Annotated in this window: 13 protein-coding genes, 1 tRNA gene and 1 pseudogene; 7 read left to right on the plus strand and 8 right to left on the minus strand. The window is 55.3% G+C overall.

The genetic code is table 11. The features are described 5' to 3' along the window. Window positions 1-19 precede the first annotated feature (19 nt). Window positions 20-463, plus strand: coding sequence for a 6,7-dimethyl-8-ribityllumazine synthase (locus tag BH712_RS09790; RefSeq protein ID WP_001581446.1), 444 nt, complete (start codon window positions 20-22; stop codon window positions 461-463). A 3-nt stretch (window positions 464-466) separates the two neighbouring features. Then, window positions 467-1,423, plus strand: a complete 957-nt coding sequence (locus BH712_RS09795) for a sugar-binding transcriptional regulator (protein WP_001581444.1) — start codon at window positions 467-469, stop codon at window positions 1,421-1,423. Here BH712_RS09795 and BH712_RS09800 read toward each other — a convergent pair. Continuing rightward, window positions 1,406-2,368, minus strand: a complete 963-nt coding sequence (locus BH712_RS09800; protein ID WP_001581443.1) for a sugar-binding transcriptional regulator — start codon at window positions 2,366-2,368, stop codon at window positions 1,406-1,408. The genes BH712_RS09795 and BH712_RS09800 overlap by 18 nt on opposite strands. Before the next feature lie 58 nt (window positions 2,369-2,426). Beyond that, the gene (locus tag BH712_RS09805; protein ID WP_001581442.1) at window positions 2,427-3,197 is read right to left on the minus strand and encodes a triose-phosphate isomerase family protein; all 771 of its coding nucleotides are present in this window, start codon (window positions 3,195-3,197) and stop codon (window positions 2,427-2,429) included. A gap of 255 nt (window positions 3,198-3,452) precedes the next feature. Here BH712_RS09805 and rpiB point away from each other — a divergent pair, with 255 nt between their 5' ends. Together rpiB and tal are read left to right on the plus strand one after the other, a co-directional pair. After that, window positions 3,453-3,920, plus strand: a complete 468-nt coding sequence (rpiB, locus tag BH712_RS09810; RefSeq protein WP_001581441.1) for a ribose 5-phosphate isomerase B — start codon at window positions 3,453-3,455, stop codon at window positions 3,918-3,920. 15 nt (window positions 3,921-3,935) lie between these two features. Then, a complete protein-coding gene (gene tal, locus BH712_RS09815) occupies window positions 3,936-4,910 on the plus strand; it encodes a transaldolase (protein WP_001581440.1) in 975 nt (324 codons plus the stop codon). 133 nt (window positions 4,911-5,043) lie between these two features. On the opposite strand, the gene BH712_RS09820 is transcribed toward tal, so the two are convergent. Beyond that, on the minus strand, window positions 5,044-5,538 hold the full coding sequence (locus BH712_RS09820) for a branched-chain amino acid transport system II carrier protein (protein WP_006809992.1): 495 nt from the start codon (window positions 5,536-5,538) through the stop codon (window positions 5,044-5,046). Window positions 5,539-5,554: 16 nt separating this feature from the next. Here BH712_RS09820 and BH712_RS09825 point away from each other — a divergent pair. Both BH712_RS09825 and BH712_RS09830 read left to right on the plus strand, forming a co-directional pair. Continuing rightward, a pseudogene (locus BH712_RS09825) lies at window positions 5,555-5,776 on the plus strand (DUF932 domain-containing protein); the annotation flags it as partial. 201 nt (window positions 5,777-5,977) lie between these two features. Then, window positions 5,978-6,679, plus strand: coding sequence for a WYL domain-containing protein (locus tag BH712_RS09830; protein ID WP_006809993.1), 702 nt, complete (start codon window positions 5,978-5,980; stop codon window positions 6,677-6,679). Between the two features lie 125 nt (window positions 6,680-6,804). On the opposite strand, the gene BH712_RS09835 is transcribed toward BH712_RS09830, so the two are convergent. From BH712_RS09835 to proB, 3 genes are all read right to left on the minus strand, one after another. Continuing rightward, a tRNA-Thr gene (locus BH712_RS09835) sits at window positions 6,805-6,880 on the minus strand. 111 nt (window positions 6,881-6,991) lie between these two features. Continuing rightward, on the minus strand, window positions 6,992-8,245 hold the full coding sequence (proA, locus tag BH712_RS09840; protein WP_006809994.1) for a glutamate-5-semialdehyde dehydrogenase: 1,254 nt from the start codon (window positions 8,243-8,245) through the stop codon (window positions 6,992-6,994). Window positions 8,246-8,256: 11 nt separating this feature from the next. Further along, on the minus strand, window positions 8,257-9,360 hold the full coding sequence (gene proB, locus BH712_RS09845) for a glutamate 5-kinase (protein ID WP_006809995.1): 1,104 nt from the start codon (window positions 9,358-9,360) through the stop codon (window positions 8,257-8,259). A gap of 305 nt (window positions 9,361-9,665) precedes the next feature. Between proB and phoE the strand changes: the two genes are divergently transcribed. Next, window positions 9,666-10,718, plus strand: coding sequence for a phosphoporin PhoE (gene phoE, locus BH712_RS09850; protein WP_006809997.1), 1,053 nt, complete (start codon window positions 9,666-9,668; stop codon window positions 10,716-10,718). A gap of 130 nt (window positions 10,719-10,848) precedes the next feature. Here phoE and crl read toward each other — a convergent pair whose 3' ends face one another. Together crl and frsA are read right to left on the minus strand one after the other, a co-directional pair. Then, window positions 10,849-11,250, minus strand: coding sequence for a sigma factor-binding protein Crl (gene crl, locus BH712_RS09855; RefSeq protein WP_006809999.1), 402 nt, complete (start codon window positions 11,248-11,250; stop codon window positions 10,849-10,851). A gap of 56 nt (window positions 11,251-11,306) precedes the next feature. Continuing rightward, window positions 11,307-12,551: an esterase FrsA gene (gene frsA / locus BH712_RS09860; protein WP_006810000.1), complete on the minus strand. Its 1,245-nt coding sequence runs from the start codon at window positions 12,549-12,551 to the stop codon at window positions 11,307-11,309. Window positions 12,552-12,561: the final 10 nt, after the last annotated feature.

Raw genomic sequence — 12,561 nt, forward strand, 5'->3', positions numbered from 1 at the left:
CAGATCACAGGAGTGAGATATGTCTTCATTAAAGGTCGCCTTTATTAAAGCCAACTGGCACAGCGATATCGTGTCGCAGGCGCTGGTCGGTTTTCAGCAGGAAATGGAGAGCCAGCACGTCAGCTGCGATGTGCAAAGCTTGGACGTGCCCGGTGCGTTTGAGATGCCCCTGCTGGCCCAGCGTCTGGCAAAAAGTGGCCGCTATGATGCCATCGTCTGCGCCGCGCTGGTGGTTGACGGCGGCATCTACCGCCATGATTTTGTTGCCCAGGCGGTGGTCAGCGGTCTGATGCAGGCCCAACTTGCCACTGAGGTACCGATGTACTCCATTTCGTTGACGCCGCACCACTTCCAGCCGACGGCAGAGCACATTGGTTTCTATACCGATCACTTCGTGAAAAAAGGCCAGGAGGCTGCCCGGGCGGTGGTGCAAATCCATAGCTTGCAGATGCCAAAAGATTAACGCATGAAAAAACCTCTCGTTCCCGACAGCGAGGAGTCGCTCGGCCTGCGTGCCGCCTGGCTCCACTACGTAGGCGGCCTGACCCAGGCCGCCGTCGCCAAACGTCTTGGCCTGCCCTCCGTGAAAACCCACCGCCTGATTGCCCGCGCCGTGGCGGAAGGGGCAGTAAAAGTCACCATCGATGGCGATATTGTTGCCTGCGTGGAGCTGGAGTCGCGCCTCTGCGCGCGCTTCGGCCTGAATTTTTGCCGCGTCACCCCGGACCTTGCCGAAGAGGGACTGCCGTTGCGCGCGCTGGGCCTCGCCGGAGCGGAGTACCTGCGCAACCTGTTGAGCAATAATCCGGATATCACCATCGGCATTGGCCACGGCCGCACGCTTTCCGCCGCCATCCATCAGCTTCCGCACCTTGACGCCTCCCATGCCCGCTTTGTTTCGCTGCTGGGCTGTCTGACACGCAACTACGCGCTGAATCCGCACGATGTCATGCACCGTATTGCCGAAAAAACCGGGGCGCAGGCCTATATGATGCCGGTGCCTTTCTTTGCCAATACCGTGGAAGACCGCGAAGTCCTGCTCTCCCAGCGCGGCGTAAGTGAAGTCTTCAGTATGGCAGCGGGCAGTACGGTAAAACTGGTGGGTATCGGCACAGTCGAACCGGCGGCGCAACTGGTGGAAGCCGGGCTGATTGCGGTGCAGGAGATTAACGACATATCCGCCGCAGGGGCGATAGGTGAGATGCTGGGTCACTTCTTTGACGCTCGTGGGCAGCGCATCACCAACAGCCTGACGGCGAGAACCCTGGCGGTAACCCTTGATGCGCGTCGTCGGGAAAATATCGTCGCGCTGGTGGGCGGTCAGAGTAAAGTGGCGGCAACGAAGGCGGTGCTGGCAAGCGGCCTGCTCAGCGGATTAATTACCGACGAGCAAACCGCGCGGCCCCTACTGGCTGAGGCTTAATACCGTACGAATGTTTCGGGCGCTGGTGGCGATAATATCAATCGCCCCGGTACGCAGTGCGCCCATAATCGCCATCGCCTTGGTGTTCTCCGAGGCAATCGCAATGACGCAGGGGATCTGCCGTAGCTCATCAATGTTCAGGCCAATCACCCGGTTATCCATCACCGTATTCACATGCTCACCGCGGGCGTTGAAGAAGTCATAGCCCGCAATGTCGCCAATCACGCCCTGATGCAGACCAGCATTACTGATCTCCTGCGGGGTAAACCAGCCCAGCTTCACCATGTAGCTATCTTCATTCATATCGCCAATACCCACCAGCGCAATATCCGCTTTCCGCGCCCGATCGAGGGTATCTTTGATGGTACCGTTTTGCAGCAGCAGATCTCTCAGCTGCGGGTTTTCCACGTAGGCTGGTGCGTATAACGACTCGCTGCTGCCACCAAACTTGCGAGCCAGCAAACGGCTAATATGGTCGGCGTTAATCACGTCCCCAGGTCGATGTGTACCGCCAATGCCGCAGATAAAACGGCAGTCACGCGGTGAGATCGCACCCGAGTTTTCGGCCACTGCCGCCACGTTGCGCCCCTGCCCAACCGCCAGCGTCACGTTATCTTTAAGCACGTTATTGAGATAGCTTGAGACCAGCGAGGCCACCTGACGACGCTGCTCACTCTCATCGGCATAGTCAAGGGCGATAAGCGCCCGGCTGACGGGAAAACGTTCGGTCAGTTGCTTTTCCAGTTGGGTGCTGAAGATAGGGTGGTAGCGCACGTTGATTTCAACGATCCCTTCCTCCTTCGCCCGCTTCAGTAGCCGCCCGACCTTGATGCGGGAAAAACCAAACTTATTCGCAATCTCCTCCTGCGTCACTTCATCACAATAGTAAGCAACCGCGATTTCGGTAAGTAACTCGTACTCCTGCGACACAGTGGGTTTATCCATGCGATATGATTCTCCAGAGCTATAGGTTAGTGTCGGTCAGTATATCAGAAACACATTTTTAACCGCGCACACGTGCTGTCAGCGCGAGCGCTTCATCCAGAATAGTGGCTACCGCCTGCGGCTGATGGGAAAAGCGACCAAGGAAAATACCGTCGGCGTCCGGCCACAGTCGAGTGAGCAGACCCGGCCCGGCGCTACCGCCGTAGATAACCCGGCACTGCTGGCCAAAGCGCTGATGCAGCGCATCGCGCAGCGTGCGGCAGACGTAGCGAATAAAGTTATCGCTAGCGGGCTCCGCCGCGCCGATGGCCCACTGCGGCTCCCAGGCAAAAATCAGCGACGCCAGCGGTAGCGGGCGGTGTGCAAGCAACGCCTGCGCCTGCTCCAGAGCAAAGGCAGCCGCTTCGCTGGCGCTCATCCGCTGCTCTTCGCCAATACAGATAACCGGCGTCAGCCCGTTGGCGAAAGCCATGTCAATTTTACGGTTAATCACCGCGACCGTTTCGCCAAAGTGACGGCGGCGCTCGGCGTGACCGATTTCCACGTACCGGCAGCCCATCTCCTGTAGCAGGCTGGCGCTGGTTTCCCCGGTCCAGGCACCGGCAGGCGCTTCGCAGACGTTCTGCGCCCCGGTGGCCATGCGGGTATCGGCAAAGGCACACAGCGCAACAGGCAGGGTGGGCATCGCGGGGAAGGTAAACAGCTCAACCGGCGCACGGGCCAGAGCTGGCTGTCGGAGCATAGCTGCCACCGCCTCGCACCATTGCTGCGTTTGCTGATAGCCAAAGTAGGCCTTATGGCTAATACCGACAATCACATTTCCACTCATATTCCCCCCGAATGACCAGCCTGTTTACGACCGCTCTACGGCCATCAAATGAACACTACCAGTTCAATGGTACAAAACAAATGCAGCCCCGACGAAACTGTGAGCTCTCTCATAATTTCGGCAATAGTCATGCATCTTTCCCACTAGGTCCTTTTTTATTCGCCTTCACCAGGCTAATAATAAATGAACATAAGAACATTATGTGATCTTTAGTTCATCACCACAACGCTATGCACTCATCTGCGAGGAAAAACCATGTTAAAAGTTGCTATCGGAGCCGATGATGCGGCTACCACTCTGAAAAATCAGGTGAAAACCTATCTGCAGGAAAAAGGGATCGAGGTCGTGGACTTCAGCCACGACGTTGCCGGCAACGATCAAATGTACCCGGACATCGCCTTTAACCTCGCCTCGTCTATTCGCGAGGGGCAATTTGAACGCGGGATACTGCTGTGCGGCACCGGGATCGGGATGGCGATCGTCGCCAATAAAGTGCCGGGGATCCGCGCTGCCCAGTGTCATGATGTCTACTCCGCCTCCCGCGCCCGCAAGAGCAACAACGCGCAGATAATGACTCTCGGTGCCCGCGTTATCGGCAGCGAGCTGGCATTAACCATCGTCGACAGCTGGCTGGATGCAGAATTTGAAGCGGGCCGTTCGGCGTCAAAAGTTGAGCGTATCGCCTACTACGAAAACAAGGTTCACACCCACAACGCACAGTGATAAGGGTTTGCCGCGATGACTCTGTTAGAGAAACTTAAAGCAGTGACAACGGTGGTGGCGGATAGCGGTGACATGAACGCTATCCGCGAGCATCACCCTGAAGATGCCACCACCAATCCGTCGTTGATTTTGAAAGCAGCAGCGCAGCCGATCTACCAGCCACTGATCGAGCAAGCCGTCTCGCTGGCCCGCCAGCAGGGCGGCTCGCAGGAAACACAGTTGATCAATGCCAGCGATCATCTGGCAGTGAACATCGGCGTGGCACTGCTAAGTCAGGTTCCCGGCAAAGTCTCCACCGAGGTGGATGCCCGTCTCTCCTACGACCGGGGGCTGTGCGTGGCGAAAGCGCGCAAGCTTATTCGCCTGTACGAGCATCAGGGTGTTGACCGTTCCCGCGTGCTGATTAAGCTTGCCTCTACCTGGCAGGGCATCAAGGCGGCGGAAGAGCTGGAGCTCGAGGGGATCCACTGTAACCTGACGCTGCTCTTCTCCTTCGCACAGGCCCGTGCATGCGCCGAAGCGGGCGTGTGGCTGATTTCCCCGTTTGTCGGGCGTATTTACGACTGGTATCGCGACCGCAACCTACTGACCAGCGACGATCCCCAGCAAGACCCGGGAGTGGTCTCTGTCCGTCGGATCTATGACTATTACAAGCAGCATCGTTACCCGACGGTCATTATGGGGGCCAGCTTCCGTAAGGTGGAACAAGTGCTGGCGCTGGCAGGCTGCGACCGTTTAACCATTTCCCCGGTGCTGCTCGACGAGCTGGCAACGCGCGATGGCGAGCTGCCAACGATGCTGAAGCCGCCGGTGATTGCCCAGGAAGCCCCTTCACCGCTCTCGGAGTCGGAGTTTAACTGGCTACATAATCAGGATCCTATGGCGGTGGACAAGCTCGCAGAAGGTATTCGCCTGTTTGCCCAGGATCAGGAGAAGCTGGAGGGGCTGCTGAAGGCGGCGTTTGCCAGAGAGGCGGTTGGGCAGGTGTAACAGTTTTGTCGCCTCGCCCTTCTTCAGGCGTTGGGGAGATGACGGAAGCCCGCACGGCATGAGCCCTGCGGGCTTTTTTGTCTCCTTACTCTACTCAGCCGTTCCTGTCAGACATTCCCGCCGTTATCCCCTTTCAGCTTTTCGCGAACAGGCTAAACACGCCAAGCACTAAAGCACTGTAGAAAATCACCCGGTATACGTTGTCGGAGATTGAAACCCACTTGCGGACAATACCCAGCAGCACCACCACTAACGCCGCGGGATAGATGGCACAGAGGACCGGCACCGCGAACGCAATAAGGGAGTTTAATCCCAGCACGGATATCGCCGCCGAGGCGATAAGGGTACTGGCCACCAGCATGCCGTAGGATAAACCCGTCGCATGGCTAAAATAGCGCGCGGTACCTGTGGTTAGCCCAATCGATGTCACCAGACACGCCAGGGTAATAATTACCGCCAGCAGGTTCCGGCCATATGCGCCAAATACTGTCGCCACATAATGGCTGATGATCTCAAGCCCGTTTGTCGCTGCGGCCACAGGACTATGCGCCCCCATCGACAGATAGCTAATATAAATAAGTATTAATCCCGCTGCGGCAATCCCTGCTGCTGCCGCGGAATATTTCAATATCCCGCGTTGATCTTTAACACCACGCCGCTGGCAGGATGAGAGCAATGATCTGTGGACCACATACCAGCGTATTCAGGAGAACCTGATTAAGGGCGGGCTCAGTGGACGGAGTGCGAAAGGCGGACGAACGCATACCCGTGCCGTGCGCGGTATCGACGGTGATGTGAAGCTTAACCGGGCTCTATGGGTGATGGCGGAAGCGATGCTCTCCGGATTTGAGGCAAACGGATGTTAACTCCGGCTTTATGCGGACACCTCCTGTCCGTTCGCTGATTGATTTCCAGGCAGTTTTTCCTCAAAAAGACTATGAAGCCGCATTCTGATTGCATTCATCCTGCAGAAAAAATACCGCTTCCGCTGTCCGTATCCTGTCCGGCCCTCTCGTTACACTAATCACTTAATTTTCAGTCCATTAACAGGATGGGGAACGCCTCTCATGTCTCAGTCTGAGCGCCGCCATGAGCGCCTTGCGGTCCGCCTGTCGCTGATTATCAGCCGTCTTGTGGCGGGTGAAACGCTGGCCATACAGACACTGGCCGCCGAATTTGGCGTGTCAGTGCGCACATTGCGTCGGGATTTTCGCGAGCGTCTGGCCTATCTCGACCTGGAGTTCCGTAACGGGCAATGTCGTCTGCTATCCGGCAGCCGTCAGAGGGAGCTGACGGTGCAGACCTTCGTCCGTCAGTCCGGTGTGGAGGCGCTTTTTCCGGAGATAGACAACCAGCTGGTCAACTCACTATTGAGTGCCAACGAATCTCCCTGCCTTATCTGGCACAGCACCAACGCCAGAACACAGGCACGGAGTGAAGTTTTTACGCGACTGATTCGCGCCATCACTGAACACCGTCGGGTTACGTTACTGGCAGAAGGTCATCGTTGCACAGGTCTGGCCCCCTATCGACTGGTGTGCAGCGATGGCTGCTGGTACCTGACCGGTGAACATGAAGGACATATATCGGTTTTCACGCTGGGTGATATTCATACGGTCACATTCAATCCTGCGCTTTTTGTCCCAGAGACACAGCTACGTAATCTGTTGTCACACCCCGATTTTCTTCGGGTTTTACCTCACTTTCAGACTTTCCATTCACTTCTCGTTGTCGGTGACAACGGTTTAGCATGCAACAAAACCAGCTAACTCGAAAAAAATGGCAGAGCATCACTGTAGATAAACGTTGGCGAAAATTACTTACACATGCAGTTACACGCAAAAAATCATGATGTAAACAAAGAGGGAGCCTTTACATAACTTATTGATTTAGATGGTGCCGATAATAGGAGTCGAACCTACGACCTTCGCATTACGAATGCGCTGCTCTACCAACTGAGCTATATCGGCCCTGAGAGACCGGTTACGAGCGTAACCACGGGGCAAAAGAGTAGATCTAACCGGGTGATGCGTCAATGCCCTTTTGAATCAAACGGCTATTTTTGCATCACCCGCGATTATTTACGCACGAATGGTATCATCACCGAAGCCGATCCACTTGTAGGTGGTCAGCGCTTCCAGCCCCATCGGACCACGGGCGTGCAGCTTCTGTGTGCTCACCGCCACCTCGGCGCCCAGACCAAACTGGCCGCCATCGGTGAAGCGCGTCGAGGCATTGACGTAAACCGCAGACGAATCCACTTCATTCACAAAACGATCGGCATTGCGCAAGGTGCGCGTCAGGATCGCATCAGAATGTTGGGTTCCGTGTTCACGAATATGCGCAATGGCGTCATCGAGATCCGCAACTACCTTCACGTTCAGATCCAGCGACAAATACTCATCGTCGTACTGCTCCGCGTTAACCGGAACGACCTTCGCCGGACCGTCTTTCAGCAGCGCGAGAGCCTTGTCGTCCGCATGCAGCGTGACGCCGCTTTCCGCCATCTGCTTGCTCAGCGCTGGCAGGAAGGTACTGGCGATGCCCTGATGCACCAGCAGCGTTTCTACCGTATTACAGGTGCTTGGGCGCTGGGTTTTAGCGTTGACGATAATCTTCAGCGCAGGTTCGATCTCCGCGGTGTCATCCACCACGATGTGGCATACGCCAATCCCGCCGGTAATGACCGGAATGGTGGATTGCTCACGGCACAGCTTGTGCAAACCCGCGCCGCCGCGTGGTATCAGCATGTCGATGTATTTGTCCATGCGCAGCATCTCGTTGACCAGCGCACGGTCGGGACTTTCAATCGCCTGCACGGCCCCCGCCGGTAAACCACACTCCTCCAGCGCCTGCTGAATGACGTTTACCGTCGCGGCATTGGTGCGCCAGGTCTCTTTCCCGCCACGTAAAATAGCGGCGTTACCGGTTTTCAGGCACAGGGAGGCGACATCCACCGTCACGTTTGGACGCGCTTCGTAAATCACCCCAATGACGCCGAGCGGCACGCGACGACGCTCAAGACGTAACCCGCTGTCGAGCACCCCACCGTCAATCACCTGCCCTACCGGGTCGGCGAGGTTGCACACCTGACGAACGTCGTCGGCGATACCTTTCAGACGCGCCGGGGTGAGCGCCAGACGGTCGAGCATCGCTTCGCTCAAGCCGTTGCGACGCGCTTCCAGCAGATCCTGCTCGTTGGCGAGCAAAATTTCCTGCGACTGCGATTCCAGATAATCAGCGATTTTTTCCAGCACGCGGTTTTTCTCGCGGCTGGAAAGGAGCGCCAGTTTATAAGAGGCGGCTTTCGCGGCTGCGCCCATTTGTTCCAGCATGTTCTGGCTCCTTAACGAATAATCATGTCGTCGCGATGCACGGCAACCGGGCCATATTCATAGCCCAGGATGGCGTCGATCTGCTGGGAATGGTGGCCAGCAATCCGACGCAGCGCGTCGCTGTTATAACGACTTACGCCATGAGCGATGTCGCGACCTTCAAGGTTACGGATTCGGATCACTTCACCACGCGAGAAGTTGCCTGTCACGCTTTTAATTCCTTTTGGAAGCAATGAGCTTCCTCTTTCCAGAATAGCGGCGGTCGCGCCTTCATCCACGGTCAGTTCGCCAGCCGGGGGCGCGCCAAAGATCCAGCGTTTACGGTTTTCCAGCGGGGATTCCTGGGCGTGGAAGCGCGTGCCCACAGAGAGGCCCTCCATCACATCACCTATCACGCCCGGACGGCTGCCCGCGGCTATGATAGTGTCGATACCGGCCCGGCACGCCACGTCCGCGGCCTGTAGCTTGGTGCCCATACCACCTGTCCCCAGACCAGAGACGCTGTCACCCGCGATGGCGCGCAGCGCATCATCAATGCCGTGAACGTCTTTGATCAGTTCAGCCTGTGGATTGGAACGCGGATCAGCGGTAAACAGCCCCTGCTGATCGGTCAGAAGCAGCAGCTTATCGGCCCCTGCCAGAATCGCCGCCAGCGCAGAGAGGTTATCGTTATCGCCCACTTTGATTTCAGCGGTGGCAACAGCGTCGTTTTCGTTGATGACCGGAACGATATTGTTATCCAGCAGCGCGCGCAGCGTATCGCGGGCGTTCAGGAAACGTTCTCTGTCTTCCATATCCGCGCGCGTCAGCAGCATCTGCCCGACATGAATGCCGTAGATGGAGAACAGTTGCTCCCAGAGCTGGATGAGTCGGCTTTGTCCCACGGCGGCCAGCAGCTGTTTGGAGGCGATCGTCGCGGGGAGTTCGGGGTAGCCCAGGTGTTCACGCCCGGCGGCAATCGCCCCGGAGGTCACAATTACAATACGATGCCCAGCGGCATGCAACTGAGCGCACTGACGTACAAGCTCAACAATATGGGCACGATTCAGGCGGCGCGATCCGCCCGTTAACACACTGGTACCGAGTTTTACCACCAGCGTCTGGCTGTCACTCATGATTCTCTGCCGTTCAACAATAAGGGAAAATGATGTCAGTCAGACGTTTTAGCAGGTGTCAGCCCCGTTGCCAACTGCCTTAGCACCTGACCCGTCACTTTGTTGCGCGGGATCAGGAAGCGTAGCGGCAGATTTTGACAATTTTATTACCGAAAAATTAAAACATACTTTTTTAGACATATTCTTACTTTGTCATAAAACTTTCACCCACGAACGATAAAACCCTTCCTGTTTTTCACGGGGTAATAAGCCGAATCTTATTGCTCAGCGAATATTAGCGCGTTTTTATAAAATCAGGATTGAAAATGAAAAAGAGCACTCTGGCATTAGTGGTAATGGGCGTAGTTGCTTCAGCATCTGTTCACGCAGCAGAAGTTTATAATAAAAACGGTAATAAACTGGATGTGTACGGCAAAGTAAAAGCAATGCACTATCTCAGTGATGATGATGCTAAGGATGGTGACCAGACTTACGTTCGTTTCGGCTTTAAGGGTGAAACGCAGATTAACGATCAGCTGACGGGCTACGGACGTTGGGAAGCTGAGTTCGCAGGTAACAAAGCTGAGAGCGATTCTTCTCAAAAAACACGTCTGGCATTTGCTGGTCTGAAACTGAAAGACTTCGGCTCTCTGGATTATGGCCGTAACCTGGGCGCGCTGTATGACGTCGCCGCCTGGACCGATATGTTCCCTGAGTTCGGCGGTGACGGCCTGGCACAGACCGATAACTTTATGACGAAACGCGCTTCCGGTCTGGCCACATACCGTAATACCGATTTCTTTGGCCTGGTTGACGGTCTGAATATGACCCTGCAATACCAGGGCAAAAATGAAAACCGTGACGTGAAGAAGCAAAACGGTGACGGTTTCGGTACGTCCCTGAGCTATGACTTCGGCGGCAGCGATTTCTCTGTGATTGGTGCGTATGCCAGCTCCGATCGCACCAACGAGCAAAACCTTCAGGCGCGCGGGGAAGGTAAAAAAGCAGAAGGCTGGGCAACCGGTTTGAAATATGATGCCAACGATATTTATCTGGCCACTATCTATTCCGAAACCCGCAATATGGCCCCTATTTCCGGCGGCTTTGCAAATAAAGCGCAAAACTTCGAAGTGGTCGCGCAATATCAGTTTGACTTTGGTCTGCGTCCATCTGTGGGTTACGTGCAGTCTAAAGGCAAAGATATCGAAGGTATCGGCGATGAAGATATCGTGAAATACATCGACGTAGGTGCGACATATTATTTCAACAAAAATATGTCTGCGTTTGTTGATTATAAAATCAACCAGATCGATGACGATAATAAACTGGGCGTAAGCAGCGATGATATCGTTGCGCTGGGCTTGACCTATCAGTTCTGATGCTGTGGTAATAAAAAAACCGGCCCGGCCGGTTTTTTTGTGCCCGGTGACGCTGCGCTTACCGGGCCTACAGGACAGTACATTTTGCAGGCCGGGTAAGGCGTAGCCGCCACCCGGCGCAGTGACATCATCAGGCCCTTAACTTCACCGCTTCGCTGGAAAAATCGTCCGCAGGTTCCAGCTTCAGATCCAGCGTTGCCAGCAGGTCACGTGCTTTGCCGTGAAATTCTTTTAGCGTATGCTCCAGACGATCAATCACTTCCTGATCTTTGATGCTCGTCGCCTGCCAGTGCCCGTCTTTATTAAACAGGCCAAACTGATAGCTATAGGTAAAACGGTTTTCCTGTGCTTCCATTTCCATCCACCAGCCCCAGAACTCGCGTTTTTCGGGTGCAGGCTTCACGTTGACGCAAACAGCCAGGCAGTCGAAAAAAAAGCGATTCTCTTCACACTGCTCTTCTCGAATATACGGGCCAAGAGCCATGAACTTCTTAATCAGTCTACTTTTCGGGTGTCCACTCGGTAACGTCATTGCGATCTCCTTTTGTGAAGCACTGTTTTACCAAACCAACGAAATTTAGCAAACTATTAACACAATCTCTTCGTGATCCAGCGTGTAATCTCTTTAAGCGCTTTGTCAAAATTCTGGTACACGGGGCTGAACGGCACTTCAAGCAGTTTACCCTCCGCAGATGACGACGTGATTAAACGCGACTCCTCTTCCGGGCTAAACGGATCGTTCTTCCAGAAACCGGACATCATCGGGGTTGGGCAACGGCGGCCAAGTAAGCCCTGCGTCTTTAATGAATAACGATTAAGTTCAATGCGTAACGCTTCGTCTGAAGCATCATGCATGCCAAGTCGACTCGCCAACACGTCGAGATACATCTCAGGAACGCTCCCCTGACGCGCAGGATCGCTTAACAGAGCATGTACCACCGGGCCAAGACAGGCGACGGCCTTCAGGCGGGAAGATTCAAGGTAGGCCAGCCGTACCGCGACGTTAGCGCCAAAGCGGAAGCCAAACGCGCCTACCCGGGTGTGGTCAACCCAGGGGATATTCTCCAGCGCTTTTAATGCATGCTGGTGCAGCAGGCTGGAGTCTTGCGTAAGTTTCCATTTGGATGAAAAACCAATTGAAGGCATATCGAGCGTCAGCATGGCGATCCCTTTTGGGGCAAAGTAGCGCTCATACAGGCTGTAATAGTCGATTTGTAACGAGTCCAGCCCACCGCACATCAGAACTGTCGGGAACGGGCCTTCCCCCTCCGGCATGTGCAGGAATCCGGTCACCGGGCTGCCGCCGGGAATGGCGAACTCAATTTCACGCATCCGACCAGGCAGTCGCTGGGCGGCCTCCTCATAAGCCCGGTTTGCCAGCGCCTGCGCCTGCTCCGCCAGTTCGTCGCCTTTTAGATGCGGATAAGCAGCGATGCTGTACAGGTTTGCCGCATGCAGCCAGTGCTTGCCGCTGCGCGTAGCATCTTCTTCCTGGCTCGCTTTTTGCTGCCAAAGCATGGCCTGCTTTGACCATTCGTAGATCCAGTTTCCGCCACGGTAGCCCACCACCGTATCGTAGAGATCGCTGTCGGTGCGCTCAGACTCGCTCATTACGATACGCGCCTGTACGTCGAGGATTTCACGCGGATCGATGCCGCGCCAGATCCACATCAGGCGGTTAATCATTCGATACCAGTGGGGCACGTTTTTACCATCTAACGCTGACTGAACAGCAGGCATTGTCCCCGGATTAAACCGACGCACCAGCGTCGACGTTTCAGGGTGCTTGAAACGGGGTTTGAAGAGAGTTTCGGTGAGATTCGCCTGCGTCATTGCGTTGCCT

The organism is Enterobacter hormaechei ATCC 49162, from assembly GCF_001875655.1.
Lineage (GTDB): Bacteria > Pseudomonadota > Gammaproteobacteria > Enterobacterales > Enterobacteriaceae > Enterobacter > Enterobacter hormaechei.

Coding starts and splice junctions, on each gene's coding strand:
- BH712_RS09790 (WP_001581446.1), top strand. CDS start 20: ATGTCTTCATTAAAGGTCGCCTTTATTAAAGCCAACTGGCACAGCGAT.
- BH712_RS09795 (WP_001581444.1), top strand. CDS start 467: ATGAAAAAACCTCTCGTTCCCGACAGCGAGGAGTCGCTCGGCCTGCGT.
- BH712_RS09800 (WP_001581443.1), bottom strand. CDS start 2,368: ATGGATAAACCCACTGTGTCGCAGGAGTACGAGTTACTTACCGAAATC.
- BH712_RS09805 (WP_001581442.1), bottom strand. CDS start 3,197: ATGAGTGGAAATGTGATTGTCGGTATTAGCCATAAGGCCTACTTTGGC.
- rpiB (WP_001581441.1), top strand. CDS start 3,453: ATGTTAAAAGTTGCTATCGGAGCCGATGATGCGGCTACCACTCTGAAA.
- tal (WP_001581440.1), top strand. CDS start 3,936: ATGACTCTGTTAGAGAAACTTAAAGCAGTGACAACGGTGGTGGCGGAT.
- BH712_RS09830 (WP_006809993.1), top strand. CDS start 5,978: ATGTCTCAGTCTGAGCGCCGCCATGAGCGCCTTGCGGTCCGCCTGTCG.
- proA (WP_006809994.1), bottom strand. CDS start 8,245: ATGCTGGAACAAATGGGCGCAGCCGCGAAAGCCGCCTCTTATAAACTG.
- proB (WP_006809995.1), bottom strand. CDS start 9,360: ATGAGTGACAGCCAGACGCTGGTGGTAAAACTCGGTACCAGTGTGTTA.
- phoE (WP_006809997.1), top strand. CDS start 9,666: ATGAAAAAGAGCACTCTGGCATTAGTGGTAATGGGCGTAGTTGCTTCA.
- crl (WP_006809999.1), bottom strand. CDS start 11,250: ATGACGTTACCGAGTGGACACCCGAAAAGTAGACTGATTAAGAAGTTC.
- frsA (WP_006810000.1), bottom strand. CDS start 12,551: ATGACGCAGGCGAATCTCACCGAAACTCTCTTCAAACCCCGTTTCAAG.